Annotated in this window: 22 protein-coding genes and 1 tRNA gene; 17 read left to right on the plus strand and 6 right to left on the minus strand. The window is 60.2% G+C overall.

The genetic code is table 11. The features are described from left to right. Positions 1–33: 33 nt before the first annotated feature. Entirely contained in the window at positions 34–1,260 is a 1,227-nt protein-coding gene (locus HLH25_RS05590; protein ID WP_182973146.1) for a glycosyltransferase family 4 protein, read from the plus strand. Positions 1,261–1,303: 43 nt separating this feature from the next. Here the strand turns inward: HLH25_RS05590 and ppa are convergent, their stop codons facing one another. After that, entirely contained in the window at positions 1,304–1,831 is a 528-nt protein-coding gene (ppa, locus tag HLH25_RS05595) for an inorganic diphosphatase (RefSeq protein ID WP_182973147.1), read from the minus strand. 159 nt (positions 1,832–1,990) lie between these two features. Here ppa and HLH25_RS05600 point away from each other — a divergent pair. The 5 genes from HLH25_RS05600 to HLH25_RS05620 all read left to right on the plus strand — a co-directional run bounded on the left by HLH25_RS05600 (position 1,991) and on the right by HLH25_RS05620 (position 6,570). Then, a tRNA-Ile gene (locus tag HLH25_RS05600) sits at positions 1,991–2,064 on the plus strand. 85 nt (positions 2,065–2,149) lie between these two features. Beyond that, complete coding sequence (gene ettA / locus HLH25_RS05605; RefSeq protein ID WP_114725495.1) at positions 2,150–3,829, plus strand: energy-dependent translational throttle protein EttA; 1,680 nt, start codon at positions 2,150–2,152, stop codon at positions 3,827–3,829. 157 nt (positions 3,830–3,986) lie between these two features. Beyond that, positions 3,987–4,541, plus strand: coding sequence for a GNAT family N-acetyltransferase (locus HLH25_RS05610; RefSeq protein WP_114726007.1), 555 nt, complete (start codon positions 3,987–3,989; stop codon positions 4,539–4,541). Between the two features lie 27 nt (positions 4,542–4,568). Further along, a complete protein-coding gene (locus HLH25_RS05615; protein WP_246401452.1) occupies positions 4,569–5,672 on the plus strand; it encodes a LysR family transcriptional regulator in 1,104 nt (367 codons plus the stop codon). A gap of 124 nt (positions 5,673–5,796) precedes the next feature. Then, entirely contained in the window at positions 5,797–6,570 is a 774-nt protein-coding gene (locus tag HLH25_RS05620; protein ID WP_182973148.1) for an SDR family oxidoreductase, read from the plus strand. 84 nt (positions 6,571–6,654) lie between these two features. Here the strand turns inward: HLH25_RS05620 and HLH25_RS05625 are convergent, their stop codons facing one another. The 3 genes from HLH25_RS05625 to HLH25_RS05635 all read right to left on the minus strand — a co-directional run bounded on the left by HLH25_RS05625 (position 6,655) and on the right by HLH25_RS05635 (position 9,561). Next, positions 6,655–7,599 carry a hydroxyacid dehydrogenase gene (locus HLH25_RS05625; RefSeq protein ID WP_182973149.1) on the minus strand — a complete coding sequence of 315 codons (945 nt, stop codon included), beginning with the start codon at positions 7,597–7,599 and terminating at the stop codon, positions 6,655–6,657. Between the two features lie 13 nt (positions 7,600–7,612). Next, entirely contained in the window at positions 7,613–8,905 is a 1,293-nt protein-coding gene (locus tag HLH25_RS05630; protein ID WP_182973150.1) for a Zn-dependent hydrolase, read from the minus strand. A gap of 236 nt (positions 8,906–9,141) precedes the next feature. Beyond that, the gene (locus HLH25_RS05635; RefSeq protein ID WP_456305500.1) at positions 9,142–9,561 is read right to left on the minus strand and encodes a VOC family protein; all 420 of its coding nucleotides are present in this window, start codon (positions 9,559–9,561) and stop codon (positions 9,142–9,144) included. 454 nt (positions 9,562–10,015) lie between these two features. On the opposite strand from HLH25_RS05635, the gene HLH25_RS05640 reads away from it, so the two are divergent. The 11 genes from HLH25_RS05640 (at position 10,016) to HLH25_RS05690 (ending at position 23,240) form a co-directional block, all read left to right on the plus strand. Then, complete coding sequence (locus HLH25_RS05640) at positions 10,016–12,940, plus strand: TonB-dependent receptor domain-containing protein (protein WP_182973152.1); 2,925 nt, start codon at positions 10,016–10,018, stop codon at positions 12,938–12,940. 143 nt (positions 12,941–13,083) lie between these two features. Then, positions 13,084–13,941 carry a substrate-binding periplasmic protein gene (locus HLH25_RS05645; RefSeq protein WP_182973153.1) on the plus strand — a complete coding sequence of 286 codons (858 nt, stop codon included), beginning with the start codon at positions 13,084–13,086 and terminating at the stop codon, positions 13,939–13,941. A 61-nt stretch (positions 13,942–14,002) separates the two neighbouring features. Beyond that, positions 14,003–14,668: an amino acid ABC transporter permease gene (locus HLH25_RS05650; protein WP_182973154.1), complete on the plus strand. Its 666-nt coding sequence runs from the start codon at positions 14,003–14,005 to the stop codon at positions 14,666–14,668. A 13-nt stretch (positions 14,669–14,681) separates the two neighbouring features. Beyond that, a complete protein-coding gene (locus tag HLH25_RS05655; protein ID WP_182973155.1) occupies positions 14,682–15,362 on the plus strand; it encodes an amino acid ABC transporter permease in 681 nt (226 codons plus the stop codon). Next, on the plus strand, positions 15,296–16,336 hold the full coding sequence (locus HLH25_RS05660) for an NAD-dependent epimerase/dehydratase family protein (protein WP_259657204.1): 1,041 nt from the start codon (positions 15,296–15,298) through the stop codon (positions 16,334–16,336). The genes HLH25_RS05655 and HLH25_RS05660 overlap by 67 nt, the downstream gene beginning before the upstream one ends. 13 nt (positions 16,337–16,349) lie before the next feature. Further along, complete coding sequence (locus HLH25_RS05665) at positions 16,350–17,105, plus strand: amino acid ABC transporter ATP-binding protein (RefSeq protein ID WP_220791699.1); 756 nt, start codon at positions 16,350–16,352, stop codon at positions 17,103–17,105. Next, positions 17,062–17,886: an SDR family NAD(P)-dependent oxidoreductase gene (locus HLH25_RS05670; protein ID WP_246401469.1), complete on the plus strand. Its 825-nt coding sequence runs from the start codon at positions 17,062–17,064 to the stop codon at positions 17,884–17,886. Before HLH25_RS05665 ends, HLH25_RS05670 begins: the two co-directional genes overlap by 44 nt. A 177-nt stretch (positions 17,887–18,063) precedes the next feature. Beyond that, positions 18,064–19,389, plus strand: coding sequence for an MFS transporter (locus tag HLH25_RS05675; RefSeq protein ID WP_246401472.1), 1,326 nt, complete (start codon positions 18,064–18,066; stop codon positions 19,387–19,389). A 130-nt stretch (positions 19,390–19,519) separates the two neighbouring features. Further along, positions 19,520–20,887 carry a dihydroorotase gene (locus HLH25_RS05680; protein WP_182973158.1) on the plus strand — a complete coding sequence of 456 codons (1,368 nt, stop codon included), beginning with the start codon at positions 19,520–19,522 and terminating at the stop codon, positions 20,885–20,887. A gap of 99 nt (positions 20,888–20,986) precedes the next feature. Then, entirely contained in the window at positions 20,987–21,886 is a 900-nt protein-coding gene (locus HLH25_RS05685; RefSeq protein WP_182973159.1) for a polysaccharide deacetylase family protein, read from the plus strand. A 40-nt stretch (positions 21,887–21,926) separates the two neighbouring features. Next, a complete protein-coding gene (locus HLH25_RS05690) occupies positions 21,927–23,240 on the plus strand; it encodes a CapA family protein (RefSeq protein WP_182973160.1) in 1,314 nt (437 codons plus the stop codon). A 384-nt stretch (positions 23,241–23,624) separates the two neighbouring features. Here HLH25_RS05690 and HLH25_RS05695 read toward each other — a convergent pair whose 3' ends face one another. Both HLH25_RS05695 and HLH25_RS05700 read right to left on the minus strand, forming a co-directional pair. Further along, complete coding sequence (locus HLH25_RS05695) at positions 23,625–24,245, minus strand: MlaC/ttg2D family ABC transporter substrate-binding protein (protein ID WP_182973161.1); 621 nt, start codon at positions 24,243–24,245, stop codon at positions 23,625–23,627. A gap of 14 nt (positions 24,246–24,259) precedes the next feature. Further along, positions 24,260–25,075: an MlaA family lipoprotein gene (locus HLH25_RS05700; protein WP_182973162.1), complete on the minus strand. Its 816-nt coding sequence runs from the start codon at positions 25,073–25,075 to the stop codon at positions 24,260–24,262. Positions 25,076–25,239 lie beyond the last annotated feature (164 nt).

A 25,239-nucleotide genomic window follows, 5' to 3' on the forward strand; every position in this document is an offset into this window, starting at 1 on the left:
CTGCTCCCATGCGCCGGACCACGGGATGATGTCTTGAGATATCTGTTCGTTCATCAGAATTTTCCCGGACAGTTCCTGCATCTGCTGCGGCATCTGGGCCAGGACCCGGCGAACGAGATCGTCTTCATCAGCGAACCGAACGACAATCAGGTTCCCGGCGTGCGGCGCGTGGCCTACCGCCTGCCGCGCGGCGGGCTGGACGGCGTGCATCCGGGGGCGCGGGAGTTCGACCTCGGGCTCCTGCGGGCGGAGTGCGTGGCGCGCGCGGCACTCAGCCTGCGCGAACTGGGCTATCGCCCGGACATCGTGATCGGCCATCACGGCTGGGGAGAGTTGCTTAATCTGGGCGACGTGTTCCCCGGCGTGCCGGTGCTTGGCTATTTCGAATTCTTCTATCACGCCGAGGCGCTGGATGTGGGGTTCGACCCGGAATTTCCGTCGCCCGAGAGCCTCCGGCCGGTCATCCGGGCGAAGAATGCGGTCAATCTCCAGGCGCTGGCGCTGGGGGGGCACGGCCATACCCCGACCCGCTTCCAGTGGATGACCTATCCCGACTGGGCACGGCAGCGGATCGCTCTGCTGCCCGAGGGCGTCGATCTGGCCGCCTGCTCGCCCGACCCGTCGGCCTTCGAGCGGCCGCTGGCTGTCGCCGGCACGGTCATCGCGCCGCGGGACCGGCTGATCACCTACGTGGCCCGCGATCTGGAGCCCTATCGCGGCTTTCATGTCTTCATGCGCGCGCTGCCGCGCATTCTGGCGGCGCGGCCGGACGCGCGGGTGGTGCTGGTGGGCGGGGATGGCGTCAGCTACGGGGCCAAATTGCCGCAGGGGGCGTGGCGGGCGCGCATGATGGCCGAACTGGCGGGACGGATCGACCCCGACCGGGTTCATTTCGCGGGACGGGTCGATTACGACCTATTCCGCGCGCTGCTGCGCCGGTCCGACGCGCATGTCTATCTCACCTACCCGTTCGTCGCGTCCTGGTCCCTGCGCGAGGCGATGGCGATGGGCTGTGCGATCGTGGGCAGCGACACGATGCCGGTGCGCGAATTCCTGACCGACCGGCGTACCGGGCGGCTGGTGCCGTTCCTGGACCCCGACGGTATCGCCGAAGGCGTGCTGGAGGTGCTGGACGATACCCGCCTGTCCACCCGGCTGCGCCGGGCCGTGCGGCGGCAGGCCGAACGCACGCTGGACATGGCGGATTACATGACGCGCTACCGGGACCTGATCGACCGGGTGGCGCGCCAGGGCGCCTGAATCCCCCTCCCGCTGCCCTGGGGCGGCAGGAAGGGGGCGGCGATCAGGCTTTCTGGGCGGCGGCGAGCGAGGCCTTGATGATCTCGCCGGCTTCCTCGCGGCCGGCCCAGCCGGTCACCTTCACCCACTTGCCCTTCTCCAGGTCCTTGTAGCGGGTAAAGAAATGCTCGATCGCCTGGAGGGTGATCTCGGGCAGGTCTTCCAGCTTCTCGACCTTCGCGTATTGCGGATGCACCTTGTCGTGCGGCACGCAGATGATCTTCTCGTCCTGGCCGCTTTCGTCTTCCATGCGCAGCATGCCGATCGGGCGGGCGCGGATCACGGCGCCGGGCACCACGGGGGCCGGGATCAGCACCAGCGCGTCGGCCGGGTCGCCGTCGTCGGCCAGCGTGCCGGGAATGAAGCCGTAGGCGGCCGGATAGGCCATCGGCGTGAACAGAATCCGGTCGACGACGACGGCGCCGCTGTCCTTGTCGACTTCATACTTCACCGACGACCCCTGCGGGATCTCGATGACGACGTTGATATCGAACGGCACGTCCTTGCCGGGCGAGATTTTCGAGACATCCATGGCGGCGCTCCATACTCTTGGAAACAGGGAGAGAAGACCGCCGAACCTATCGACGCCGCCCGCCCTTGCCAAGCGTCGTTTGGGGGCGGGAATCGCCCGCGCGGGGCACGCCGCATCTTGCCAAACGGCCCCACATGCGCGAAGTGAGGACCGGCCTGCGCGCCCGTAGCTCAATTGGTTAGAGCGGGCCGCTCATAACGGCTTGGTTGCGGGTTCAAGTCCTGCCGGGCGCAGGCTGCAAAACCGGGCCGCGCCTCCCGTCTGGGGAACGCCGGCCGTTCGGTTTCTTTTCACTCTGGATCATCGGGAGCCTTCGTCATGGCCGCCACGCAATATGTCTATGTGATGAAGGACCTGACCAAGGCGTATCCGGGTGGGCGCGAGGTCTTCAAGGGCATTACTCTCTCCTTCCTGCCTGGGGTGAAGATCGGCGTGCTGGGCGTGAACGGCGCCGGTAAATCGACCCTGCTGAAGATCATGGCCGGGATCGAGAAGGAATATGGCGGCGAGGCCTGGGCCGCCGAAGGCACCCGGATCGGCTATCTGGAGCAGGAGCCCAAGCTCGACGAATCCCTGACCGTCGGCGAGAACGTGGCGCTGGGCTTCGGCGACCTGAAAGTGGCGGTCGATCGCTTCAACGAAATTTCGATGCTGTTCGCCGAGCCGATGTCGGACGACGAAATGACCGCGCTGCTGGCCGAACAGGCCGAATTGCAGGAAAAGATCGACGCCGGCGACGGCTGGGAACTGGACCGCAAGATCGACATCGCGCTGGATGCGCTGCGCTGCCCGCCGGCCGACAGCCCGGTGACCAAGCTGTCGGGTGGTGAGCGCCGACGCGTGGCGCTGTGCCGCCTGCTGCTGGAAAAGCCCGACCTGCTGCTGCTGGACGAACCGACCAACCATCTGGACGCCGAGAGCGTGGCGTGGCTGGAGCGGACCCTGCGCGACTATGAAGGCACGGTCATGATCATCACCCATGACCGTTACTTCCTGGACAACGTGACCAACTGGATTCTGGAACTGGAGCGGGGCCGTGGCTATCCGTTCCAGGGCAATTATTCCTCGTGGCTGACCCAGAAGCGCAAGCGTCTGGCCCAGGAGGAAAAGGAAGAGAGCGCCCGCCAGCGCGCCCTGGCCGCCGAACAGGAATGGATCGGCTCCAGCCCCAAGGCCCGGCAGGCCAAGAGCAAGTCGCGTATCGCCCGTTACGAGGAAATGCTGGCCCAGAATGCCGAGCGCGCGGGCGGCACGGCCGATATCGTCATTCCGCCCGGCCCGCGCCTGGGCGGCACGGTGATCGAGGCCGAGGATCTGCGCAAGGCGTTCGGCAACCGGCTGCTGATCGACGATCTCAGCTTCAAGCTGCCGCCGGGCGGCATCGTCGGCGTCATCGGGCCGAACGGCGCGGGCAAATCGACCCTGTTCCGCATGATCGTGGGCCAGGAACAGCCGGATTCCGGCACGCTGAAGGTCGGCGATACGGTCAAGCTGGGCTATGTCGACCAGTCGCGCGACAGCCTGGATGACAACAAGACGGTGTGGGAGGAAATCTCCGGCGGCACCGATGTCATCTATCTGGGCAAGCGGGCCGTGCCGTCGCGCGCCTATGTCGGCGCCTTCAACTTCAAGGGCGCGGACCAGCAGAAGAAGGTGGGCATCCTTTCGGGCGGTGAGCGCAACCGCGTGCATCTGGCCAAGATGCTGCGGCAGGAAAGCAACGTCATCCTGCTCGACGAACCGACCAACGATCTGGACGTCGACACACTGCGCGCACTGGAAGACGCGCTGGCCGAATTCGCCGGCTGCGCCGTGATCATCAGCCATGATCGCTGGTTCCTCGACCGTCTGGCGACGCACATCCTGGCCTTCGAGGGCGACAGCCACGTCGAGTGGTTCGAGGGTAATTTCCAGGCCTACGAAGAGGACAAGCGACGCCGACTCGGCCCGGATGCGACCGAGCCGGGACGGATCAAATACCGCCCCCTGGCGCGCTGAATCGGCGGGGCGATGTACGTCCCGCGCTCTCGGCCCGGTTTCCGTGACGCGGCCGCCGCGCCGGGTTGACGGGCAGGACCCTGCCGGGACGCGGCATCTGCGCCGCGGCCCGTGGGGGCAGCCCGCCGACCGCGCCGCATGGGCGACCCATCCCCAGATTACGGGCGGGTCGATCCGCACGCCGCGTCTGGTGCTGGAACCGGTCTCGTGGCGGGACATGGACGAGATGGCCCGGCTGAAGGCCGATGCCGGGGCGTTCGGCATGATGCTGGGCGGCGTGCGCAGCCGCCAGCAGGCCGAGGCCGACATGGCGGACGACATGGCCTGCTGGGCGCGGCGCGGGGTCGGAATTTTCACGATTCGCGAGGACGGCCGCTTTATCGGCATGACCGGCCTGCATGAACGCCCCGACGGGCGCGGTCTAGGTCTGCGCTTCGCGCTCTGGCCATGGGCGGCCGGGCGCGGCCTGGCGCGTGAGGCGGCATCGGCGGCGTTGAGCTTCGCCCATGACGCGGGGATCCGCCGTGTGATGGCGGTGACGCGCGACACCAACATCGCCTCGCGCACCATCCTGGGTGGCATCGGCATGACCCAGTACGACAGTTTCGAACGCGATGGCCACCAGATGCTGGTCTATGAAAGCATCCGCGAGGTCGCGTCCGACCCGCTGCCGCCCCTGCCGCCCCGCCGCCCGGTCAGGCTGCCGGAATAGGCGGATCGGTCCGGGGACATTGTCCCGTTGGCGGGAAAGCCGAGCTGGCTGCTGCGGCGCAGACGGGAAGCCCAGCCACGGGACGTTTTCTGGATCCTTATCCTGCGCCGGAAAATACGGTTTTCCGGAAGCCGGGCGCGGGCGGATCATCCGGCATTTGAATTCTCCGGCCCGTCTGGTCATGCTGGTGGTCTTCTTGCGCGCATTTTATCGCCGCCGCCACCGCTGCCAGCTCGTGACGAATCCGTTTGGGGAAGAGTAATGGATATTCGGTTTCTCGAAAGCTTTCTGTCCGTCGTCGAACGTGGATCGATTGCCGATGCAGCCCGGCATCTGGGCATTACGCCGGCCGCCGTTTCCCAGCGTATCAAGGCCCTGGAGGATCAGATCCGGCAACCCTTGCTGACGCGGGCGGGGCGCACGGTCGTCCCGACATCGTCAGGGTGCGCGATATTGGACAAAAGTCGCGAAATCATTTCCTCCGTCACCGAACTCAAGCGCATTGCCGGCCATGACACTCTGGCTGGCAACCTCCATATCGGCGCGATATCGTCGGCCCTGACGGGGTTGTTGCCCTTGGCGCTAAATACGTTCTTCGCGGAAAATCCGAATGTCGAACTGCGGGTGACACCGGGGCAATCGTTGCAGCTCTATGATGATGTGTTCACGGGGCGCCTGGATGGCGCGGTCATTGTGGAACCCCCCTTTCCTGTCCCCAAGACATGCGGATGGATCAGGCTGCGTTCTGAACCCATGATCGTGCTGACATCCGAGAAATGCGAGATGACCGATCCAATCGAAGTACTGAAAAGTCACCTGTTCCTGCGCTACGACAGAAACCAGTGGGGCGGTCGCATTGTCGATAATTTCCTGCGTCAGCAAGGAATTGTTCCAAAGAGTGAGCTTGACATGGATGCGCTTGAGGCGATTAGCATCATGGTCAGCCACAATATCGGCGTTGCATTGTTGCCGGATTGGGCGCCCCCCTGGCCGTCAGGCTTGTCCGTACGCAAGCTGACCCTGCCTGACGATTGTCCGCAGCGTCATATCGGCTTTCTCTGGACGCTGTCATCGTCCAATAGCGATGCGATCCGTAAATTCAGGGAAAATATTGTGAGTTGCCAGTTTTGATGAACCGTTGCGTCGGTCACCGATAACCGGAGCGCGGAGGCAATAGGCATGACACCACCGATTATTATGACAGAATCGATAAATCTCTATATGAAGAAATGATCGTGATGAAATGGGGTGGAGAATGGATCTGGGTCTTGCGGGGCGTATTGCCTTGGTCATGGGATCGAGCCAGGGACTTGGCTATGCCTGCGCGGCGGGTCTTGCCCGTGAGGGCGCCCACGTCATCCTGACAGGCCGTCATCGCCTGTCGCTTGAAGCATCATGCGATGCCATCCGGGCCGAGGGAGGGCAGGCATCATGTCATGTCGTCGATTTTCAGTATATGAAGCATCTTGACGACATGAAAAAGGAAATAGCGGATGTGGACATTGTCGTGACGAATTGCGGCGGCCCGCCGCCGGGTGAGGCCGCGCGGATCGACGTGTCGGATCTGGAGCAATATTTCACGGCCATGGTGCGCGTGCCGATCGCCACAGTCGAAATGTATCTTCCAGCCATGCGTCAGAGGAAATTCGGAAGGATCATCAATATCGTCTCGTCCGGCGTCCTGCAGCCGATCGCCAACCTCTCACTCTCCAATACGCTGCGTCCCGCACTTGTCGGGTGGGCCAAGACCCTGTCGGCTGAAGTGGCGGCCGACGGTGTCACGGTCAATTCTGTCGTGCCGGGGCGGATTCATACCCGGCGGGTCGACAGTCTGAATGCCGCGGCGGCAGCGCGGCAGGGCCGGTCGGTTGAAGAGGTGTCCCGGGCCTCATGCGAGGCCATTCCGATGCAGCGTTACGGTGACCCGGCCGAATTCGCCGATATGGTGACCTTCCTGGCCAGCGCGCGCGCCAGTTATGTGACGGGGACGCTCATCCGCGTGGATGGGGGCTTGGTGAGGTCGGTCTGAAAGGCCGCCAGCAACGGCACCGGCGGTCCTTCGACCGCGCCTTTCTCAGGTCGGCGCACATTTCGGTCAGGCCCTGAGACGGTGCTACAGCCTGTGGGGCGGCTCGCGGCCGGACAGCACATCCAGCACCTGACGAGCACACGTCATCGCCGTACGAAACAGAGCTTCCGCTGTCGCGCCACCGATATGCGGTGAGAGAACGATGCGGTCGCACGTAAGGAGGGGGTCGGTCGCGGGGGGAGGTTCCAGCGGCAGAACGTCGAGTCCAGCTGCGCCGATCCGTCCATCTTCCAGTGCATCCAGAAAGGCCTGGCTATCGATGGCAGAGCCCCGACTGGTATTGATCAGGATGGTCTTCGGGCGCAGCGCCTCCGCAAATCGGGCATTGAAGACCGGCGGCGTGCCTGGGTCAGACGGCCTGTGCAGCGAAAGGATGTCGGAGGCACGGACGAGGGCGGGCAGGTCGCGTATGCGTTGGACATTCAGGTCGGAAAAGACATGGTCAGGTACGCTGGGCGACCAGGCATAAACCCTCATGCCGAAACCTTGTCCCGCTATTCGCGCGACATCCTGGGCCACCGCACCAAAGCCCACCAGACCGAGCGTGCGACCATGCAGTTCCAGGCCGCCACAATGATAGCGGAAGTCCCACTCGCCGGTGCGGACCGCCCTGTCGGCGTCGCAGAGACGTCGTGCGGCGGCGAGCATGAGTCCCATCGTCAGTTCGGCGACCGATCGGCTATTGGCGCTGGGGGTCCGCGTGACCACGATTCCCCGCGCATTTGCCTCGCTGATCGCGATGGTGTTCGTGCCTGCGCCGTGAGAGGCGATGATGCGCAATGCGGAGGCGACGCGGATCGCTTCGGCATTCAGGCCCAGATCGCGTGTAATGACGGCTTGCGCATCCCCTATTTCCGCCATCACGCTTTCCATACTGGCGTGTGACGCATACCGCACATCGACGCCATGATCGTGCAGAAATGCGACGGCGCGTTCATCTATGGGCTGGGTTATGAAACAGCATGCCATGACGGTATCTCGGTCAAGCGGCGGTGCTTCGCTTACGCAGTACGGCCTCCAGGACGGCACATCCTTTCATGAAATCAGAGAGTTCCATACTTTCCATTGGGTTGTGACTTCCGTGTTCGTTACGGACGAAGATCATCAAGGTCGGGATACCCTGCGTGGCGAATAAAGCGGTGTCGTGGCCCGCGCCGCTGGGCATGCAGATTGCCGGAATGCCCATGTTCGCGGCGCTGTCGATCGCGCTTTGCACGAGTGCGCCGTCCGATATCGACGGGGATGTGGATGTCTGTTGTCCAAGCGCGATGCGGACATGGCAGGTCTTTTCGATGAGCTTGGCCTGCTCATGAATGAATTCGTCGATCTGGCGCAGCAGGACGATGTCGCGCGACCGGACGTCGATCGAGAAATCGAGCCGGCCAGACACGGCACTGAAATGCGCCAGATCGGCTTCGGTGTGGCAAACACCGAAGGTCAGGGTCATTTCCTGCCCGGCGTCCTCCCGTCGGATCCATTCCTGCTGGAGTGCCAGCATGAGTGTCGCGCCGGCGATGACGGCGTCGGAGCGATAGCTCCGCGGCGTTGCCCCGGAATGAGCATATTGCCCGTGAACGACCGCCGAGCGGTAGCGTATGCTGCCACAGATACCGTTGACGATACCGACGGGGCAATCGCGCTCCAGCAGGACCGGCCCCTGTTCGATATGGAGCTCAACGAAGCTGTCGATGGATTTTGGATCCAATGCCGCCACGGCAAAAGCATCTGGCTGGCCACCGGACTGGCGGATCATATCCCCCAGCATGCCGGCACCGTCATTGCGTCGGGTCGCCATATCGCTTTCGCTCAGCAGGCCGAAGGCCGCCTTGCTGCCGAGATAGGAAATGGGGAACCAGGCGCTTTCTTCCGCCCGGATCGCCATGACCGTCACATCGCGCTCCGGAACGAAGCCAGCCGCCGTCCACGACGCAAGGACAGTCAGCCCGGCCACCACGCCAGCGGCACCATCGTAATTTCCGCCGCCTGGTACGCTGTCCATGTGCGAGCCGGTCATGACGGCCGGTCGTGACCGATCGCGGCCCGGCAAGGTGACATAGAGATTGTTTGCCCAGTCCCGGCGGATTTCAAGGCCCAGTTTGTCCGCTGCGGCTTCGATCAAGTGATGCGCGGCGTTCTCGCCGGCACCATACGTCGCGCGCGTGATGCCCTGTCCATCGAATCCGATATCATGAAGCGCTGAAAAAAGTTGTTCAGGGAGTTGCCGGTCCAGAGCATGCGTTCCGTCGCCTGCCGAGTGATCTAGGGTCTGTTCCATCGACTTTCTCTTCCATGCTGCACTATTGGGGGCGGGGTGCAATGGTCCTGGCGGACGCACCACGTGGTGGCCCATGATCCTCGGTGCCCGCCTGATGACAAAAATCGCCCTGCATTATCGTTTGACGACCCTCTTGTTCCGTCCGGGTGTTTCCACCCGAACGGGATCTGTCCCGGCAACACGCTTTCAGAGCGGTAGCGTCGCGCATATCCCCGTTCCGGTCGTGGCAGGCAGTGCTACTGTTTTGCAAAAAGCTGTCCCATGTCGGAGAATGCCTTGAATTCTATGGCATTGCCGGCTGGGTCAAGAAGGAACATCGTCGCCTGTTCACCCGGCAGTCCCTCAAAGCGGATCTGCGGCTCAATGATGAATTCGGTACCGCAAGCCGTCAGTTTCTGAGCCAGGGCCTTCCAGTCCTCCATGTCCAGAACGACACCGAAATGCGGGATATGTACTTCTTTTGCATCGACCAGCCCATGCCCGCTGCTTCTGGAAGCGTTCTCGATCTGATGGGCGACGATCTGGTGTCCGAAAAGATCGAAATCAATCCATGTATCGGAGCTTCTTCCTTCGGGGCACCCCAAGACCTTACCGTAAAAACGCCGGGCTGCCTCCAGGTTGTCAACTGGGAAAGCGAGATGGAACGGATTGGGCATGGTCATTTCCTCACGTTATGTCGTGCTTTCTGTCTCTTATGTCGCTGTCTATCGTCGGTTAAGCATGATTTTGTTTCTTGATGCCATAGAAAAAATATCGTTTTCTTTGAGCGAAGAAAGCATATCCGTCAACGCGATCGGTATGGTCGACATTTTATAATAACTAATTGTATTACAAATATTTTTCATTCCGATATGAGAATATGTGCCTCATGATGCGGCTGGACGATTGTCCTTGGGACATCGCGGATGAGAGTTTTCATAAGGTCAGAACATAGTTTTCGTTTCGTGTTGTTTCTATTCCGACATGATAACAAATAGGAAAGGCGGCCATGTCGGGATCGCATCGTCGGGAGGCGAGGAGCGTAGCGACCGGAATGACGAATGAGTAACCGGGCGCATAGCTGCGGAATCGGGTGATCATTCGGATGGAAGGTATGATTTGGAGGGGTTGATGATCATCACGAAAACAAGGTTCCGTCTCATGTGCGGCGTGTGCCTTCTTGCCACCTTAGGAGGCGGCGCGGCGCAGGCCGCATCGGATACGTCCGAGCGCAAGCCTGTGCCCGGCAAGGCGGTAGCGGCTAAAAAGCCCCTGAATGCATTGCCCAGCATGGACAAGGGCGCCAAGATCATGTCCCCGGCGCGTGGCGTGAAGGGCTCGGTGAATGTGGCCCCGCTCTCCCAGGCGGTGGAGCCCAGAGAAGCCGAAACCGTGGTCGTGACCGGGTCCTACCTTGGTGGCGCGCGCAATTCGGACCCCAATCCCGTCCAGACAGTCAAGGCCGCCGATATCCAGAACACCTCGGCAACGACCATCGGGGATTATCTGCTGCGGCTTCCGTCGATCGGCTCCACCGGTTCTTCCAACTCGAAATCGATTGCGGGAAACGGACTGTCATGCGTGGACCTGCGGAATCTGGGACAATCGCGCGTGCTTGTTCTTGTCGACGGCAAGAGGATGGTCCAGACGATGGGCACCTCCTCGTCCTGCGTGGATCTGAACGCCATTGCAACGGACCAGATCGCGTCGGTTGAAATTCTTAAGGACGGCGGTTCGGAACTCTATGGCGCGGATGCTGTCTCGGGCGTGCTCAATATTAAACTCAAGCACGATGTCAACGACGCGACGATTTCGGTGCGCGGCGGCATTACGGACGTTGGCGATGACCGGACGGGGCGCATTTCGGCGCACAAAGGCTTCAATTTCGATCATGATCGGGGCAATATTTCAGTTTTTGGCCAGTATTTGACGCAGGGTGGGACGTATCAGCGTGACCGTTCGTGGTCGCGTAATCCATCCAGCAACAATCCTGCACCGGGTGCGACTGCGATTTTCGGATCGTCCATCACGTCTCGAACCCGCGTCGATCCGAGCGGGATGAATCTGATCAGCAATAACGACGGTTCATTTTCGAAATACAATTCATCGGATAACTATAATTACGGTATGGACCAGACAATGGTGGGATACACCCAGTCTGGCAATTTGAATGGCGATTTTCATTACGATATCAATCGGCATATTACTATTTATAGCAACGTCAACTACGCCCATCGCTCGACGTCGGGCATCACCGGGCTTGGTGTGCCCGGTAGCGGCAATCCGCAATCCACCCTCCTTAGTTCCCTGACGCTGCCCGCGGACAATCCCTATAACGTCTGGGGGAAGAATGTCGGTCTCTACAAGCGTTTCGCCGAGCTGGGTCCGCGCGAGTTGAGCACTGCGGTTGATACCTATCAGGTAACCTCCGGCGCGCAGGGGCAGATTTATGGCAACTGGAAATACGACGTTTCCATGGCGTATGGTTCCAGCCAGTCCTCCTTCCAGACGACCAACGACATCAATTACGCCCACCTCCTTCAGGAACTGGGTGTCGAACAGATCAATCCGGGCAATTCTTCAAGCGCCATCGTCTATAATCCCTCTGTCTGTGCCAGTTCTGCGGGCTGCCAGTTGGTCAATCCCTTCATGCCCTGGTCCGGACAGGGCGCCCGCTATATCAGCTATACGCAGCACGGCCATGCGAACTACCAGCTCAGGGACTTCAATCTGAGGATCAACAACAACAAGCTTGTCAAACTGCCTTACCGGAATGGTGGCAATATCGGCCTGGCTTTTGGTATGGAACATCGCAGCGAGCAGGGTAGCTTCAGCCCCGATCCGCTGATTGCGGCCGGGCAGATCGCGGGTGAAAGCTCGGCATCGACGGGTGGCGGATTCAATGCCAATGAAGTCTATGGCGAGTTGCGCGTTCCTCTTCTGCAGAATGCCCGGCTTGCCAAGGATCTGACTGTCGGCGCGCAGGGCCGGTGGTCGTCCTACAATACGTTCGGATCGACAGAGAACTGGAAAACCAGCATCAACTGGGCGCCCACACGCGATATCCGTTTCCGGGCAACGCTCGGAACATCCTATCGCCAGCCGAGCATCTACGAACTGTATGGCGGCAATACCCTGGCCCTGACGTCGGCGATCGATCCCTGCTCGCAGGCCCGGACCTATGGCGCCCTCAGTTCCGCCGTCGTTCTGAACTGTGGCAAGGTTGGCGTCGATGCAAACCACTTTACATCCGCCTGGTCGGGGCAGCTTCCGGTTCTGTCCGGCGGCAACAGTTCGCTCAAACCCGAAGAGGGGCGCACCTATACATTTGGTACCGTCCTCACGCCGCGCTTTATCCCTGGATTGAATATATCGGTGGAGTATTGGCACTATACGATCAAGAACACCATCAACACGGTCAACCCACAATATATTCTCGATCAATGCTATGAGGGGCTGAATACGTCCTATTGTGGCAATATAGCGCCGCGCAGTTCCTCGGGGCAGATTACGCAGGTTTCGTCGGTCTATCAGAATCTCGGCGGTGTCAGGACCGGCGGCATCGACTTCGATGTCAGCTATCCCATCCACCTGACGATGGATGACACCCTCGTGATTTCCAATAACATGCAGGAGGTCATCAGCTACCAGCAGCAGAACAGTCCAGGTGGCCCGTGGCTTAATTATAATGGCCGGATGATCTATTCCGCCGGATATGGTTTCCCGCGCGTGAAGGATTACTTCGGAGCCAGCTGGTATCATGGGAACTTCAAAGTAACCTATATGATGAACTTCACGGGTGGCATGACGCTCAACAACGGTACCACGGATCTGACGGCCAAGACCAACTCGGTCTATCGGGTCAGTCCGATTACGTCACACGACATTTCGGTCGGATATAATTTTGGCAAGTGGCATATGGATGGCGGGGTCAACAATCTATTCAACAAGGCTCCCCCCTATATCCCGACCGCCGTCTATAATACGGCTAGCGGCCTTTACGGTGAGGAAATGATCGGGCGCTATGTGTGGTTGCAGGCCGGCGTGACGTTCTGACGTCACGGGTGGCGCGCATGCGGCCGCATGGCGACGGACGCGATGTTCATCATGTTTTCCCAGCCACGCCGGTCGAGCATATGGCGGCCGGCAGCTTGGGAAAAAGACCAGCGATAGGCCGCGCGTATTCGGGAGCTATATGAATGAGGAAATCATATCCTATTCTCCTGTGCGTGGCATTCGCGGCGTTCGTGGCATTTCCGTGGGCTGGCTGGTGCGCCACGCCATCGCCCGCGGGAACGTTGACGGTCGGGTCGGACTTCGGCGTGGCACCGTGGATCGTCCGGGGGCACGATGGACCGGAAGGGTTCGGGGTAGACCTGATCAGGGCGGTCGGGCGGAAAATGGGATACGGGGCCGTTGATATCGAGGACATCAATTTCTCCGGCCTGTTCCCGGCGCTGTTTTCCTCGCGTATCGATATGACGGTCAATCCGCTCAACATCACGCGTGAGCGCAGCGAAAGACTTCTGTTCAGCGAACCGATCTTTGCGACAGGAAATGGCTTTATCGTTCTCAAAGGGAGGAAGCTGTCGGGTCTGGAAGACCTTAGGGGGCAGGTGCTGGCGGTAAACCGGGGGACTTTGTCTGATACCTGGGCAACGCAGAACCAGGAGCGCTATGGATTTACGATCCAGCGTTATGAAACATTTCCCGATTCGGTGCTGGCCGTGCTGACGGGCCGCGCCCTTACGGCTCTGAATGAAATTCCGACGACCGTTTACGCGGCCAGCAGGAATCCGCTCATCGAAGTCGCCTACAAGGACTTTGATGGCCGGAATTTTGCTTACGCATTCCGCAGAAATGATGCGGAATTGCGGGGCCGAGCCGAAAGGGCCATTGAATGTCTGAAGCGGGAGGGTGTGCTGGCCAGGCTTTACCTCAAGTGGTACGGCGCCGTTCCTCCAAAGGGCAGTCCTCTTACGACCATCTATCCGGGCTTCGGGCCACCCGGATTTTCGGGTTACGATGCCAGACCTCATGATTTAGAATGTTATTGATTTTTCCATATGAAATCCGCTCAGATCGCAATCAGCACATTTTCCCATAGCCGGACGGCGCATGCACCAGATTATTGAAAACTATTTCAATGCCCAGATCATAAGAGAGGCTTTTCCCGATGTGCTGCAGGGCTTCTGGGTGACGGTTCGTGCCGCCCTGTCCATCATTATCCTCGGCTTGGGATTCGGTCTCGGGTTTGCCTTGCTGCGGTGCATCAACAATCGTATCCTCAACGCGCTGATCCGGTTTTATATCGAAATTTTCCGGACCATGCCGCAGTTGGTTGTCCTGATTTTCATATATTTTGGCCTGCCGTATGCGGGTATCCGTCTCTCGGCATTTTTCTCGACCGTGGTCGCCCTTTCCGCGGTGCTTGCCGCGTTTTCAGCGGAGATTTTCTGGACGGCTATTGTCGCCGTACCTCGTGGCCAATGGGAAGCCGCCTTTGCCCTCGGGTTCCGGCGTTCGCAGAGCCTGTTCTTCTTCATCCTGCCCCAGGCACTCCGGCTTGCGCTTCCTCTTGTTACCAACCGGATGATCGCCATTACGAAAGGAACGGCATTCGGGGTTGCTGTGTCCTTGCAGGAAACGCTTGGAAGCGCACAAAGTGTCATGGCGATAAAGGCGAATCCCTCTCCACTGATATTGGCGACCTTTTTCTACCTGCTGTTTTTCTTTCCGCTCGTCATGTTCAGCCGATACACGGAACGGCATTTCTCGCGCTAAGGATCATCCGGCAATGCACCTGTTCCTGACAAATTTCTTCAATATTTCATCGCTCATGCCGGTGCAGTATCTACTCTGGCAGGGGCTGAGGCTCACGCTGCTGCTTTCCGTCGTCGCATTGCCGCTCGCTATCCTATGTGGTCTTTCTGTTGCGCTTCTCTACAGTTTCGCGGGAAAGCGGGTCCGGCGGTTCATGCTGGTTCTGATCGACCTGATGAGGGCTTTTCCCGTTCTGATGATGTTGATCCTGATCTATTACAGCCTGCCGTTTCTGGGGATAACGCTGGGCGGCTTTTCCGCTGTCGTGGCCGCGATTGTCCTGAACAATACGGGCTATTTCAGCGAGATATTCCGCGCTGGTCTGGAATCGATTCCAGTTTCGCAGATGGAGGCGGCCCAGGCGCTGGGATTTCACCGTACGAAGGCGATGTTCTACATCATCCTGCCGCAGGTCCTGCGCAGGGCCGCTGCTCCACTAGCCAGCAACTCCCTTGAACTGGTCAAGACCACGTCGATCGCCGGACTTGTCGCGATACCGGAACTGATCCGCTCCGCCGAGATCGCCCAGGAGCAGATATACAATCCTACTCCGCTCAGCGCCGTAGGTATCATCTTCTTCGTATTGTTATGGCCGTTTTCTCACCTTGTTTCACGACTGGAAAGGGGAGCATTGCGAGGGAGGGTCGATCTTTGAAGGTCTTCGTGACGGGGGGCACGGGCTCCGTCGGGTTGGCCGTCGCCGAAGCATTCCTTGCGCGAGGACATACCCCATTCCTGTTCGCGATGGCTCCTGTCCCCGCGCGGTTTGGCGAAAGAGCCCCCTTGCGGGACGTGGCCTTTGTCCATGGCGATATCCGCTCGGCGCACGACCTTGAACGGGCACTTGGGGTCTGTCGGCCGGATATCGTGATTCATCTGGCAGCCGTCACGCCGGACCTGGATGCGGAAAAGGCCGCGCCGGAGCGGATTACGGAGGTCAATATCTCAGGTGTCGCTTCGCTCATGAAGGCAGTGCGGGCAATCCCGGATATCCGGCGTGTCGTGATGGCCAGCAGCGTGGCCGTCTACGGTCATGTCGATCCGGCGGAAGGCATGATATCGGAAGACCATCCGCTCGCTCCGCATAGCCTGTACGGAATCAGTAAGGTGGCGGCGGAAAAAACGGCTCTGCGCCTCGCGGAGATTTATCAAATGGATGTGCGGATCGCCCGGATCGGGCCGGTTTATGGCCCCTGGGAGCATGGGACGGCCGTGCGTCCCATGCTCAGTCCTCACGCGCAACTCCTTGAACGCCTGCTGCGCGGCGAACCGGTCATTCTTGACCGGCGAATGGCGGGAGACTGGCTTTACAGCCGTGATGCCGGGAGAGGGATCGCATCCCTTGCGCTCGCCCAGGTTTTGAAACACGACATCTATAACATAGGAAACGGGTCTGTCAGCACAGTCGCCGAATGGGGGACGGTCATGGCGTCTGTCCTGCATGGAGCGCCCATAACCCATTCCGTTCCGGGCAAGGCGCCAACAATCCTGTCTCCGCTCAGGCAGGACCGTGCCCCGCTGTCCATCGACCGCCTGCTGCAGGACACGGACTATGTGCCGTGCTTCACAGGGGCCGATACCGTTGTCAACTATCTGAACTGGCTGGAGCAGTATCCCGATGACCTGTAGCAGGCCCTCCAATATGCCGGACCATCTGGAAGGCCGCGCGGCCATCGATGTGCGCGCGCTCGAGAAACACTATGGCAGCTATCATGCACTGAAGGATGTCAGCCTTACGATCGCGCCGGGGCGGCGCGTCGTCATCTGTGGTCCATCGGGATCAGGCAAATCCACGTTGATCCGGTGCATGAATGGACTGGAGAGCTTTGATGGAGGCGAACTCTTCGTCAATGGCGCGCCAGTCCACGGAAAATCGAGGAGCCTGGACCTGATCCGGCGCGAAGTCGGGATGGTGTTCCAGCATTTCAATCTGTTTCCTCATCTTAGCGTCCTGAAGAACCTCATGATCGCTCCGATAAAGGTGCGCGGGAAATCGAAGGCCGAGGCCGAAATCCTGGCCCGATTCTATTTGGAACGGGTGAAGCTTTCCGATCATGCAGACAAGCTTCCCTCGGCGATCTCGGGTGGACAGCAACAGCGCGTTGCCATTGCCCGTGCGTTGTGCATGGAACCCAAGATCATGCTCTTTGACGAACCGACATCGGCATTGGATCCGGAAATGATCATGGAAGTTCTCGACGTCATGGTCCAGTTGGCCAAGGACGGGATGACAATGGTCTGTGTGACCCATGAAATGGGCTTTGCCCGCAGCGTGGCGGACGAGGTCATTTTCATGGATGCCGGCCGAATTCTGGAACGAAACGCACCGGATGCCTTTTTCCAGGGGCCGGCGCATGACCGTACCCGCACATTCCTGCAGCAAATTATCCGTCATTAGGGGTTTTCTCATGCGCCTTCTGAACAAGACCGCAATCGTCACCGGAGCGTCGTCGGGTATAGGACGCGCCATTGCCCTGCTTTTTGCCCGGGAAGGCGCAACCGTCATTGCGGCCGATATTACAGAAGACGTTGTGGAAGGGGGCGAACCTGTTATTCACGCCCTGCGCAAACTGACAGACAGCGCCATGTTCGTCAGGACGGATATCTCAAGGCAGGCAGACGTACAATCCCTGTTTCATCTGGTGGTTACACGTTTCGGTCGTGTTGATATCCTGATCAACAACGCGATGGTCCGGGGCGGATTGCCCCTGGCGGACACCACGGAGGCGGACTGGGACCGTGTCATGGATGTCAACCTGAAAGGCGCCTATCTTTGCCTGCGGGCGGCCGTCCTTCAGATGTTGAAGCAGGATATCGTGAATGAGGCGCGAGGACGGATCGTCAACATTACATCCCAGCATGGCATGATCGGCGCGCCGCAGGACTTTGCCTATGGCGTCAGCAAGGCGGGCCTCGTCTATATGACCAGACAGGTCGCCACGGACTATGCAAAGGATTACATCATCTGCAATGCCGTGGCGCCAGGCAAGATCCTGACTGGCAAGACGGGGCCGGCTGTCGATCCTGAACGTCTCGATTATTCAAGGCGACGTACTCCGATGCCGCGTCTCGGCACACCTCAGGACGTTGCGCGTGCCGTCCTGTTTCTGGCGAGTGATGATGCCACCTATATCGCGGGCCATAACCTCATGGTGGATGGAGGATGGATGGCTCAGTAGGTACCGGTGGCGACAGTTTGCACCACCCGACCCGCCACAATGTGATGTTCAGGAAAAGCATATCCGCGTTTTCCAAATTGAAGACGTTCATTGCGACACCGATGAGGATATCAGATGCAGGATATGACGATTGACGGGGTGCGCAGCGGGGCGGCATGCCTCGGCATCGGTCCGCGCATGATGGCGGAGCAGGATGTTGGCGAAAGACGAGATCGTTCTACTCATGTCAGCCGGGCACGAAATGACGACCTTCTTTGGAAAGTGGATTGTAGAATGACAAAGAATGGAAATCCAAGGCGCGCCCTGATCGCAGCGATGGCGGGCTTTGCCCTGGACGGCTTCGACATGCTGATGCTCAGTTTCATGTTGCCCTCCCTTTCGCACGATCTGCTGCTGTCTCCGATCGACAGCGGAATCCTGGTGACATGGACGTTGGTGGGCGGGGCGATCGGTGGGGCAGGGTTCGGTATCCTCGCGGATTATATCGGTCGGGCGCGAGTCTTATCGATGTCGATCCTAGTGTTCTCGGTATTTTCAATTCTGTCCTCTTTTTCTACGGGATTTTACGATCTTCTGTTCTACAGGTTCTGCGCCGGGCTTGGCATGGGGTGCGAATTCGGGGTCGGCGTGGTTCTGGCGACCGAAGCGTATCCCGCCACCATGCGGCCGCGTATAGCGTCCTATGTGGGGTTGAGCTGGCAATTGGGCGTGTTGCTGGCATCGCTGCTCACACCGCTTCTTCTGCCAATGATCGGGTGGCGCGGTGTCTTCGTGGTGGGAGGGCTGCCGGCGTTGGCGGCTTTCTTCATCCGGCGGGGCGTTCAGGATTCCGAGGAATTTCAGGTGTCCAGCCGGTCGCGTCCTACGGGCGATAATCCGGTGAAGGGATTATGGTATCCGCCGATCAGGCGTCGCAGTTCCATCGCTATCTGCACGATGGCCTTCATACAGAATTTTGGATATTACGGCCTGATGATCTGGCTTCCGTCCTATCTGACGAAGGAGCGTGGATTCAGCATGATGAATTCGGGATTCGCCGCCGCGCTGATGGTTGTAGGGATGATCGTGGGGGTGCTGCTTTTCGGTCGTCTGTCGGCGAAGATCGGATACAGGCGGGCCTTCGTATCCTACCAGCTTGGTGCGGCGATGATTGTGCTGCTGTACTCCTGTGTTCAGTCCAGTCAGGTGCTGATACCGCTGGGGATCGTCGCCGGCATATTCGTCAACGGAATGATGGGCGGGTATGGTGAACTGGTCGGCGTATATTATCCGGTGCAAAACCGTAGTACGGCTCAGAGCGTATTGTGGAGCCTCGGCCGGGCATGCGGGGGCCTGGCGCCGCTTGTGATCGGCTATGCTGCCGCGCAACTGGGTTTCGCTGGCGCACTGGGTTTTCTTGGACTGGTGTATGTCGTCGATATGGTCGTGACCGTGTTCGTTCTGCCTGGTCGGCCTGGCCCGGAGCCGTATACGACGGGCGCGGCTTCCTGCGAGCAGGGATGATGTTTTCGTTAAGTGCCGAGTGACGCTGGGCGCGTCGACGACGAAGGTCCCGTCTTGATCAGCGGTTATTATGATGAGGGGTTCCGTCTGTGATGTTGCGGCCGTCCGGATTTCGCCAGTGGAGGAAAAAATGAAAATCGATTTTATTCTCAAAGGTAATGTGGTCACCGAGACCAGGGTCATCGAAAATGGCTGGATCGCGGTCGCCGACGAGAAAATTGTCCAGGTTGGGCAGGATATGCCGCCGGCCTGCGATCATATGGTCGATTACGGCGATGGGTTGCTGCTGCCCGGAGGCATTGACGCGCAGGTCCACTCCCGTACCCAGGCGGGGCAGGAGGATTTTGTCTGGACGACGCGGGCGGCGGCGGCCGGGGGTGTCACCACGATCATGGACATGCCCTATGACGACGGGTTCTTGGTCTGCAATGCTGACAGGCTGTTGCAGAAGGCCCATGAGGCCGCCAGCCAGGTCAGGACCGATTTCGGCCTGTGGGGGACGATCGACCCGCGTGTCGGCGCCGGCGACATTCCCGGTATGGTGCAGGCGGGGGCCGTAGGTTTCAAATTCTCTACGTTCGAGACGGACCCCGAGCGCTTTCCACGTATTCCCGCCGCATTGCTGGCCGAATGTTTCGCGGAAATCGCGCGGTACGGCCTGGTCGCGGGTGTACACAACGAGGACGACGAATTCGTCAAATCCGCGATCAGGGAAGTAAAGCAGAAGGGGTTGTCCGACTGGTCGGCGCACGGACTGTCCCGCCCTGCGCTGGCGGAAGCATTGGCCATTACCCAGATTTATGAAATCGGAGCGGCGACCGGCTGTTCGGCGCATGTCGTGCACGCCTCGATCCCCCGTGGGTACGAGCTTTGTTCCGCCTATCGTCAGCAGGGTGTGGATTCGACCATTGAAGCCTGCGTCCATTACCTGCTGTTGGATGAGGAAGGCGATGTCGCCCGGTTAGGGGGCAAGGCGAAGGTCAATCCGCCCATCCGTCCGCGCAAGGATGTCGAGGGATTGTGGCACCATCTGGCCGCTGGGAATGTGACCATCGTTTCGACGGATCATGTCTCCTGGTCGCTGGACCGCAAGCTGAACGAAAACATGCTCGCCAACGCGTCCGGCGTTCCTTCGCTGGAGGTGATCTATCCCCTGTTCCTGACCGAGCTGAAAAAAAGGGGGCTTTCCCTGAGCTGGGGGCCGCGTCTCCTGGCCTATAACCCATCGCGTCTCTTTCGCATTTCCGGGCAGAAGGGGGCGCTGCGACCTGGGCTGGATGCGGATATCACGGTCATGAAACGCGAACGCTGGACCTACGACGCCCAGGCCAGCGCCAATGCCTTTGCGGATTGGAGCCCCTATGACGGGCGGGAACTGGCTTGGAAGGTGAGCGCGACCTATCTGCGCGGCCGGATGATCTATGACGGCGACACTGTGATGGCGGAGCCCGGCTCCGGCCAGCGTGTCAGGCCATGGACGGGCAGCCTCCCGCAATAATGCGCGACCGGGACAGACGATGTGGTGCTGGCGGTGCAGACGATCTGCTCTTCACCGTCCGCTGCAATTTTGTGTTGAGGGATTGAAAGGATCTGGATCATGACAGCGGAAGAAGCGAGTGAACGCGATTTCGTCGGGTATGGACGGTGCCCCCCTGTTATGCGATGGCCAGGCGGTGCGCGCATAGCGGTGTCCTTCGTCATCAATCTCGAGGAAGGGGCCGAACAGAGCGTGCTGGATGGGGATTCGTATGGCGAGACCCTGGGCGAGGTAACGCGCGCGCCCGCTCCGGGCGAGCGAGACCTGGCGATGGAGTCGTTCTTCGAATACGGCAGTCGTGCCGGAGTCTGGCGCCTGATTGACCTGTTTGACCAGTTCGGTCTTCCGGTCTCGATGTATGCCTGCCCCGTCGCGCTACAGCGCAATCCGGAGCTCGCGGCATATCTGTCTGGTGCCATGCAGCATGAAATCGTCTGTCATGGCTATCGTTGGGAAGAAGTGTCCCGGCTGACGCGCGAGACAGAGCGGGACCATATTCACCAGGCCTATGAACTGCTGAAGACGTTGACCGGGCGGGTTCCGACCGGTTGGTACTGCCGTTATGCGCCAAGTGTTCACACGAGAAAGCTGTTGGTGGAACATGGCGGTTTTCACTACGACTGTGATTCCTACGCCGATGATCTGCCATATTTTGTATCCGTCGATGGGCAGAAATGGTGCGTGGTTCCGCACGCGCTGGATGCGAATGATATCAAGTTCTGGCGAGGCGGATTCGCAAAAGGGGACGATTTTTTCAGTTATCTGAAAGACACGTTCGATTGTCTGTATCGCGAGGGTGCCGAGCATCCGAAGATGATGACGATCAGTCTGCATTGCCGGATCGTGGGTCGACCCGCTCGGGCAGAAGGATTGCGGAGATTCGTCGAGTATATATCCGGTATCGAGAATGTCTGGTTTGCGACGAGGGGGCAGATTGCGGATTCGCTCATGAATTCATGACGGTACATTCGGTATATTGATGTGTTTACGTGAGGATATCATGAGAGTCTCCCTGACAGGCGACAGTATCGTATTTCGGAGATTGAACAGCATGTCGGATCCGACATGCCGTAGTCTGTTTGACAAGATCAGGGCGTGTGACGTTTCGTTCACAAATCTGGAAATGCTGCCAAGCAATTTTGAAGGTGATCCGGTGTTCGATCATGGCGGGTCGCATTTCAGTGCGCGCCCGTGGGTGCTGGACGATTTATCTGAAGCAGGCTTTTCCCTGTTTGCGGCAGCGACAAATCATAGTCTGGATTATGGTGTCGCGGGCGTGCGCTCGGCACTCGATTGTCTGGAACAGCGCCAGATCCTGTTCGCAGGTGTCGGGCGCACGCTGGAAGCCGCCCGACGCCCGGCCTATGCAACCCACCCCAAGGGTACGGTCGCGATGATATCGTGCTGTTCGACTTTTGCCCGTGGGCAGGAAGCGGCTGACCAGACGCGCAGCATGCAGGGGCGACCGGGCCTGAATCCGCTGCGCCACAAACGGCGTTTCGTGGTGATGCCAGATGACATGGCCGCCCTCCAGGGCATCCATGAGCGGGTGGGCCTGGCCCGCATCAGGGAGCAGCAGGTGCGGTTGGGCTTCGAGTATGCGCCCCCTGATGGCGTCCTGCCGTTCGCGGGCCTGGATTTCGTAACGGGCGATTCCTGCAGGATGGAGACAATACCGGATGAGCGGGATATGCAGGACATCGAACGCTGGACGCGTGAGGCCGATATCGTTTCGGACGTCGTGGTCGTCAGCCTGCATACGCATGATGTGGGGTATGGGGACGACGGCGCAATAAGCTGGGAGACGCCTGCTGCGTTCGTTGAGGAATTTGCAAGGCGCATGATCGACGCCGGTGCCGATATTGTAGTCTGTCATGGCCAGCATCTTCTCAAGGGGCTGGAGATATATAATGGCAAGGCGATTTTTTATGGGCTGGGCAATTTTATCGGACAGAATGAACTGATCGAGGCCCTGCCCAGGGAATCCTACGAATTTTACAAGGTGCCCTTAGAGACGACGACCCACATGGTGTACCGCGCGCGGACAGAAAACGACAGGAAGGGTTTTCCGGCCGATCGCAGATTTTGGGAAACGATCCTGCCGGTCTGCCAGTTCGACGCGCAGAAAGGTCTTTCAGCTATCGAGATTCATCCCGTTTCATTGGGGCTGGGAAAGGCCGCGCATAAAAGAGGCGTGCCGTTTCTGGCCGAAAAGGATGAGGCTGCGTCGATTTTACGGCGATTTGAAAGCCTGTCGGGTCGGTATGGAACGCATTTCCAGAACAAGGGTACGTTTTCCCTGGTCAGCCTTTGACGTCGACGGCGTTCTGGTTGCCCGAACGGTATGATGGTAGGTGACGGTGGACAATGCTGCATCGCAGTCCCGCCATATGGAGGGCTGACGTGTCCGAAACCCGATGGGGAGGGGGCTGAAGATCGACCGGCAGCAGCGTAACCGGTATCCGCTGCCGCTGCGATGGGCCATGTGCTGCTTTACGCTCGGCGTCGCGTCGCCAGGCTATTCCGGGGGGCGCGTGCCACTCACGCAGGCCAGACATCTTCCTCCGATGCGCGGCTGCTTCGGTGCTCCCGGGCTCGGCGGCAGCCCGGCGGTCCTGCCAGCGGTTTACGCGGCGACCTGGATGGCATGCCGGCCCGGCCACGCGTTTTCTGACGCGTTTGCCGGGCTGGCTGGGGGTCATTGCCCGGCGTGGGCGGCGACCTGGTGATCCAGCGCGTGCAGCAGGGCGTCGATGCTGCCGTTATGCCGGCCGATGAAGGAGGCATAGTCCTGCCGGGTGGTCAGGCGCAGGCTGGGGCCTTCGGCCATCACATCCACCACCATCGGCTTGCCGCTGCTGAAGCTGACGATCCACTGGGCGTTCACGACAGGCTGCTCGGGGCGGTTGATCACGGTATCCACGGCCTGGTCGGTGCCGGAGGCGGTGACATTGCCGATGGTGAAGGTCACACCCCGGTAGTCGCCGATCTTGTCGGAGATGGAATTGACCAGAATCTGGTGGAACAGCGCAAGGAAGCGCGTCTGCTGCTCCGGCGTGGCCACCCGCCAGTAGCGGCCCAGGCAATAGCGGCCGATGGCGTCCATATCGACATGGTCCTGCAGCAGCGGCAGGATCGCGGTCTTCTTCTCGGCCAGCGTACGGTCGGAATTGACGATCGCGATCAGCTGCTGGCCGAATGTGCTGACGAATGCGCGGGCTTCCTGGGCGGAAGCCGCGCGGGCCGGTGCCGCGACCTGCAGGGCAGCGGTCGCGGCGGCGAGACCCAGTGCATGACGACGGGAGAGGGCTGTCTTCATCTCTGTGTCCCTGTTCAGTTGTACCAGTCGGGCACGGTGGCGCGGTGGTCGTTGCGGATGGCTTCGGCCTGGGCCTTGCGCTGCTGCTGGTAGGCGCTGCGGATGGTGGCGTAGGGGTCCAGCGCATCTTTCTGCAACTGGTCCAGCGCATCCAGATGGTCGGCCCGGCCGTTGATCATGCCCATGATGTTATAGGCCCAGTTGAATGTCAGCAGGCCGTAGCCCCTGGGCACATAGTTCCAGGGCGAAAGGCCGACATCGATGCCGTAGCCGGCCCCGTCGCGGAACGACGACGGCCCCATCATCGGCATGAACAGATACGGGCCGGACGGCACGCCCCAGGTCGCGAGCGTCAGGCCGGCGTCATTGTCGTGGTGCGGATAGCCCGCATATTTCGCGACATCGATCAGGCCGCCGAGACCGGCGACCATGTTGACGCACCAGCGCACGAAGGCATCGCCCGCCCGGCGGGGCTTGCCGGCGCCGACATCGTTGAAGAACACCACCGGCTCGTTCATCGTCTGGACCAGGCCGCCCAGCGACTGCCGCACGCGGTAGGGCACCGCCCAGACATAGGCCTTGGCCACCGGACGCATGGAATATTTGTCCAGCGTCATGCTGAGGTCGTACATCTTGCGATTGAGGGATTCGTACGGATCGTTGGCCTCGCGATATTCGGCCAGCGCCTCCGGGTCCTTGGGCGGCGGGGCGGCGCAGCCGGCGAGGGCGGCCAGCGCCAGCCCGGCGAAGAAGCGGGAGGTCCGGCGCGGGCGGCGGGTGGGCGTACATGACCGGGACGGCTGTAAGTTCGATCCTGTCACTGCACGCATGCTCGTTCCCGTTTCCCTGGTCTGCCGTCCCCGACGCCTGTAACGCGCGGGGAAGCCAATGGATCTCGCGGCCCGTCAACGCGCGTCCGCGAAACTTCTCTCTAGCATGGGACGCGGCCCGTGCAATCGCCCACGATGACCGATCGGTCATGCGTTGGGGGAAC

Origin of the sequence: Gluconacetobacter dulcium, assembly GCF_014174165.1 — a bacterium.
In the GTDB taxonomy this organism is placed as follows: Bacteria; Pseudomonadota; Alphaproteobacteria; order Acetobacterales; family Acetobacteraceae; genus Gluconacetobacter; species Gluconacetobacter dulcium.

What these genes read in the sequence shown, in the direction of transcription:
- ppa (WP_182973147.1), bottom strand. Translation starts at nt 1,831, where the DNA reads ATGGATGTCTCGAAAATCTCGCCCGGCAAGGACGTGCCGTTCGATATC.
- ettA (WP_114725495.1), top strand. Translation starts at nt 2,150, where the DNA reads ATGGCCGCCACGCAATATGTCTATGTGATGAAGGACCTGACCAAGGCG.
- HLH25_RS05620 (WP_182973148.1), top strand. Translation starts at nt 5,797, where the DNA reads ATGGATCTGGGTCTTGCGGGGCGTATTGCCTTGGTCATGGGATCGAGC.
- HLH25_RS05625 (WP_182973149.1), bottom strand. Translation starts at nt 7,599, where the DNA reads ATGGCATGCTGTTTCATAACCCAGCCCATAGATGAACGCGCCGTCGCA.
- HLH25_RS05630 (WP_182973150.1), bottom strand. Translation starts at nt 8,905, where the DNA reads ATGGAACAGACCCTAGATCACTCGGCAGGCGACGGAACGCATGCTCTG.
- HLH25_RS05635 (WP_456305500.1), bottom strand. Translation starts at nt 9,561, where the DNA reads ATGCCCAATCCGTTCCATCTCGCTTTCCCAGTTGACAACCTGGAGGCA.
- HLH25_RS05640 (WP_182973152.1), top strand. Translation starts at nt 10,016, where the DNA reads ATGATCATCACGAAAACAAGGTTCCGTCTCATGTGCGGCGTGTGCCTT.
- HLH25_RS05645 (WP_182973153.1), top strand. Translation starts at nt 13,084, where the DNA reads ATGAGGAAATCATATCCTATTCTCCTGTGCGTGGCATTCGCGGCGTTC.
- HLH25_RS05650 (WP_182973154.1), top strand. Translation starts at nt 14,003, where the DNA reads ATGCACCAGATTATTGAAAACTATTTCAATGCCCAGATCATAAGAGAG.
- HLH25_RS05655 (WP_182973155.1), top strand. Translation starts at nt 14,682, where the DNA reads ATGCACCTGTTCCTGACAAATTTCTTCAATATTTCATCGCTCATGCCG.
- HLH25_RS05660 (WP_259657204.1), top strand. Translation starts at nt 15,296, where the DNA reads ATGGCCGTTTTCTCACCTTGTTTCACGACTGGAAAGGGGAGCATTGCG.
- HLH25_RS05665 (WP_220791699.1), top strand. Translation starts at nt 16,350, where the DNA reads ATGCCGGACCATCTGGAAGGCCGCGCGGCCATCGATGTGCGCGCGCTC.
- HLH25_RS05670 (WP_246401469.1), top strand. Translation starts at nt 17,062, where the DNA reads ATGACCGTACCCGCACATTCCTGCAGCAAATTATCCGTCATTAGGGGT.
- HLH25_RS05675 (WP_246401472.1), top strand. Translation starts at nt 18,064, where the DNA reads ATGATGGCGGAGCAGGATGTTGGCGAAAGACGAGATCGTTCTACTCAT.
- HLH25_RS05680 (WP_182973158.1), top strand. Translation starts at nt 19,520, where the DNA reads ATGAAAATCGATTTTATTCTCAAAGGTAATGTGGTCACCGAGACCAGG.
- HLH25_RS05685 (WP_182973159.1), top strand. Translation starts at nt 20,987, where the DNA reads ATGACAGCGGAAGAAGCGAGTGAACGCGATTTCGTCGGGTATGGACGG.
- HLH25_RS05690 (WP_182973160.1), top strand. Translation starts at nt 21,927, where the DNA reads ATGAGAGTCTCCCTGACAGGCGACAGTATCGTATTTCGGAGATTGAAC.
- HLH25_RS05695 (WP_182973161.1), bottom strand. Translation starts at nt 24,245, where the DNA reads ATGAAGACAGCCCTCTCCCGTCGTCATGCACTGGGTCTCGCCGCCGCG.
- HLH25_RS05700 (WP_182973162.1), bottom strand. Translation starts at nt 25,075, where the DNA reads ATGCGTGCAGTGACAGGATCGAACTTACAGCCGTCCCGGTCATGTACG.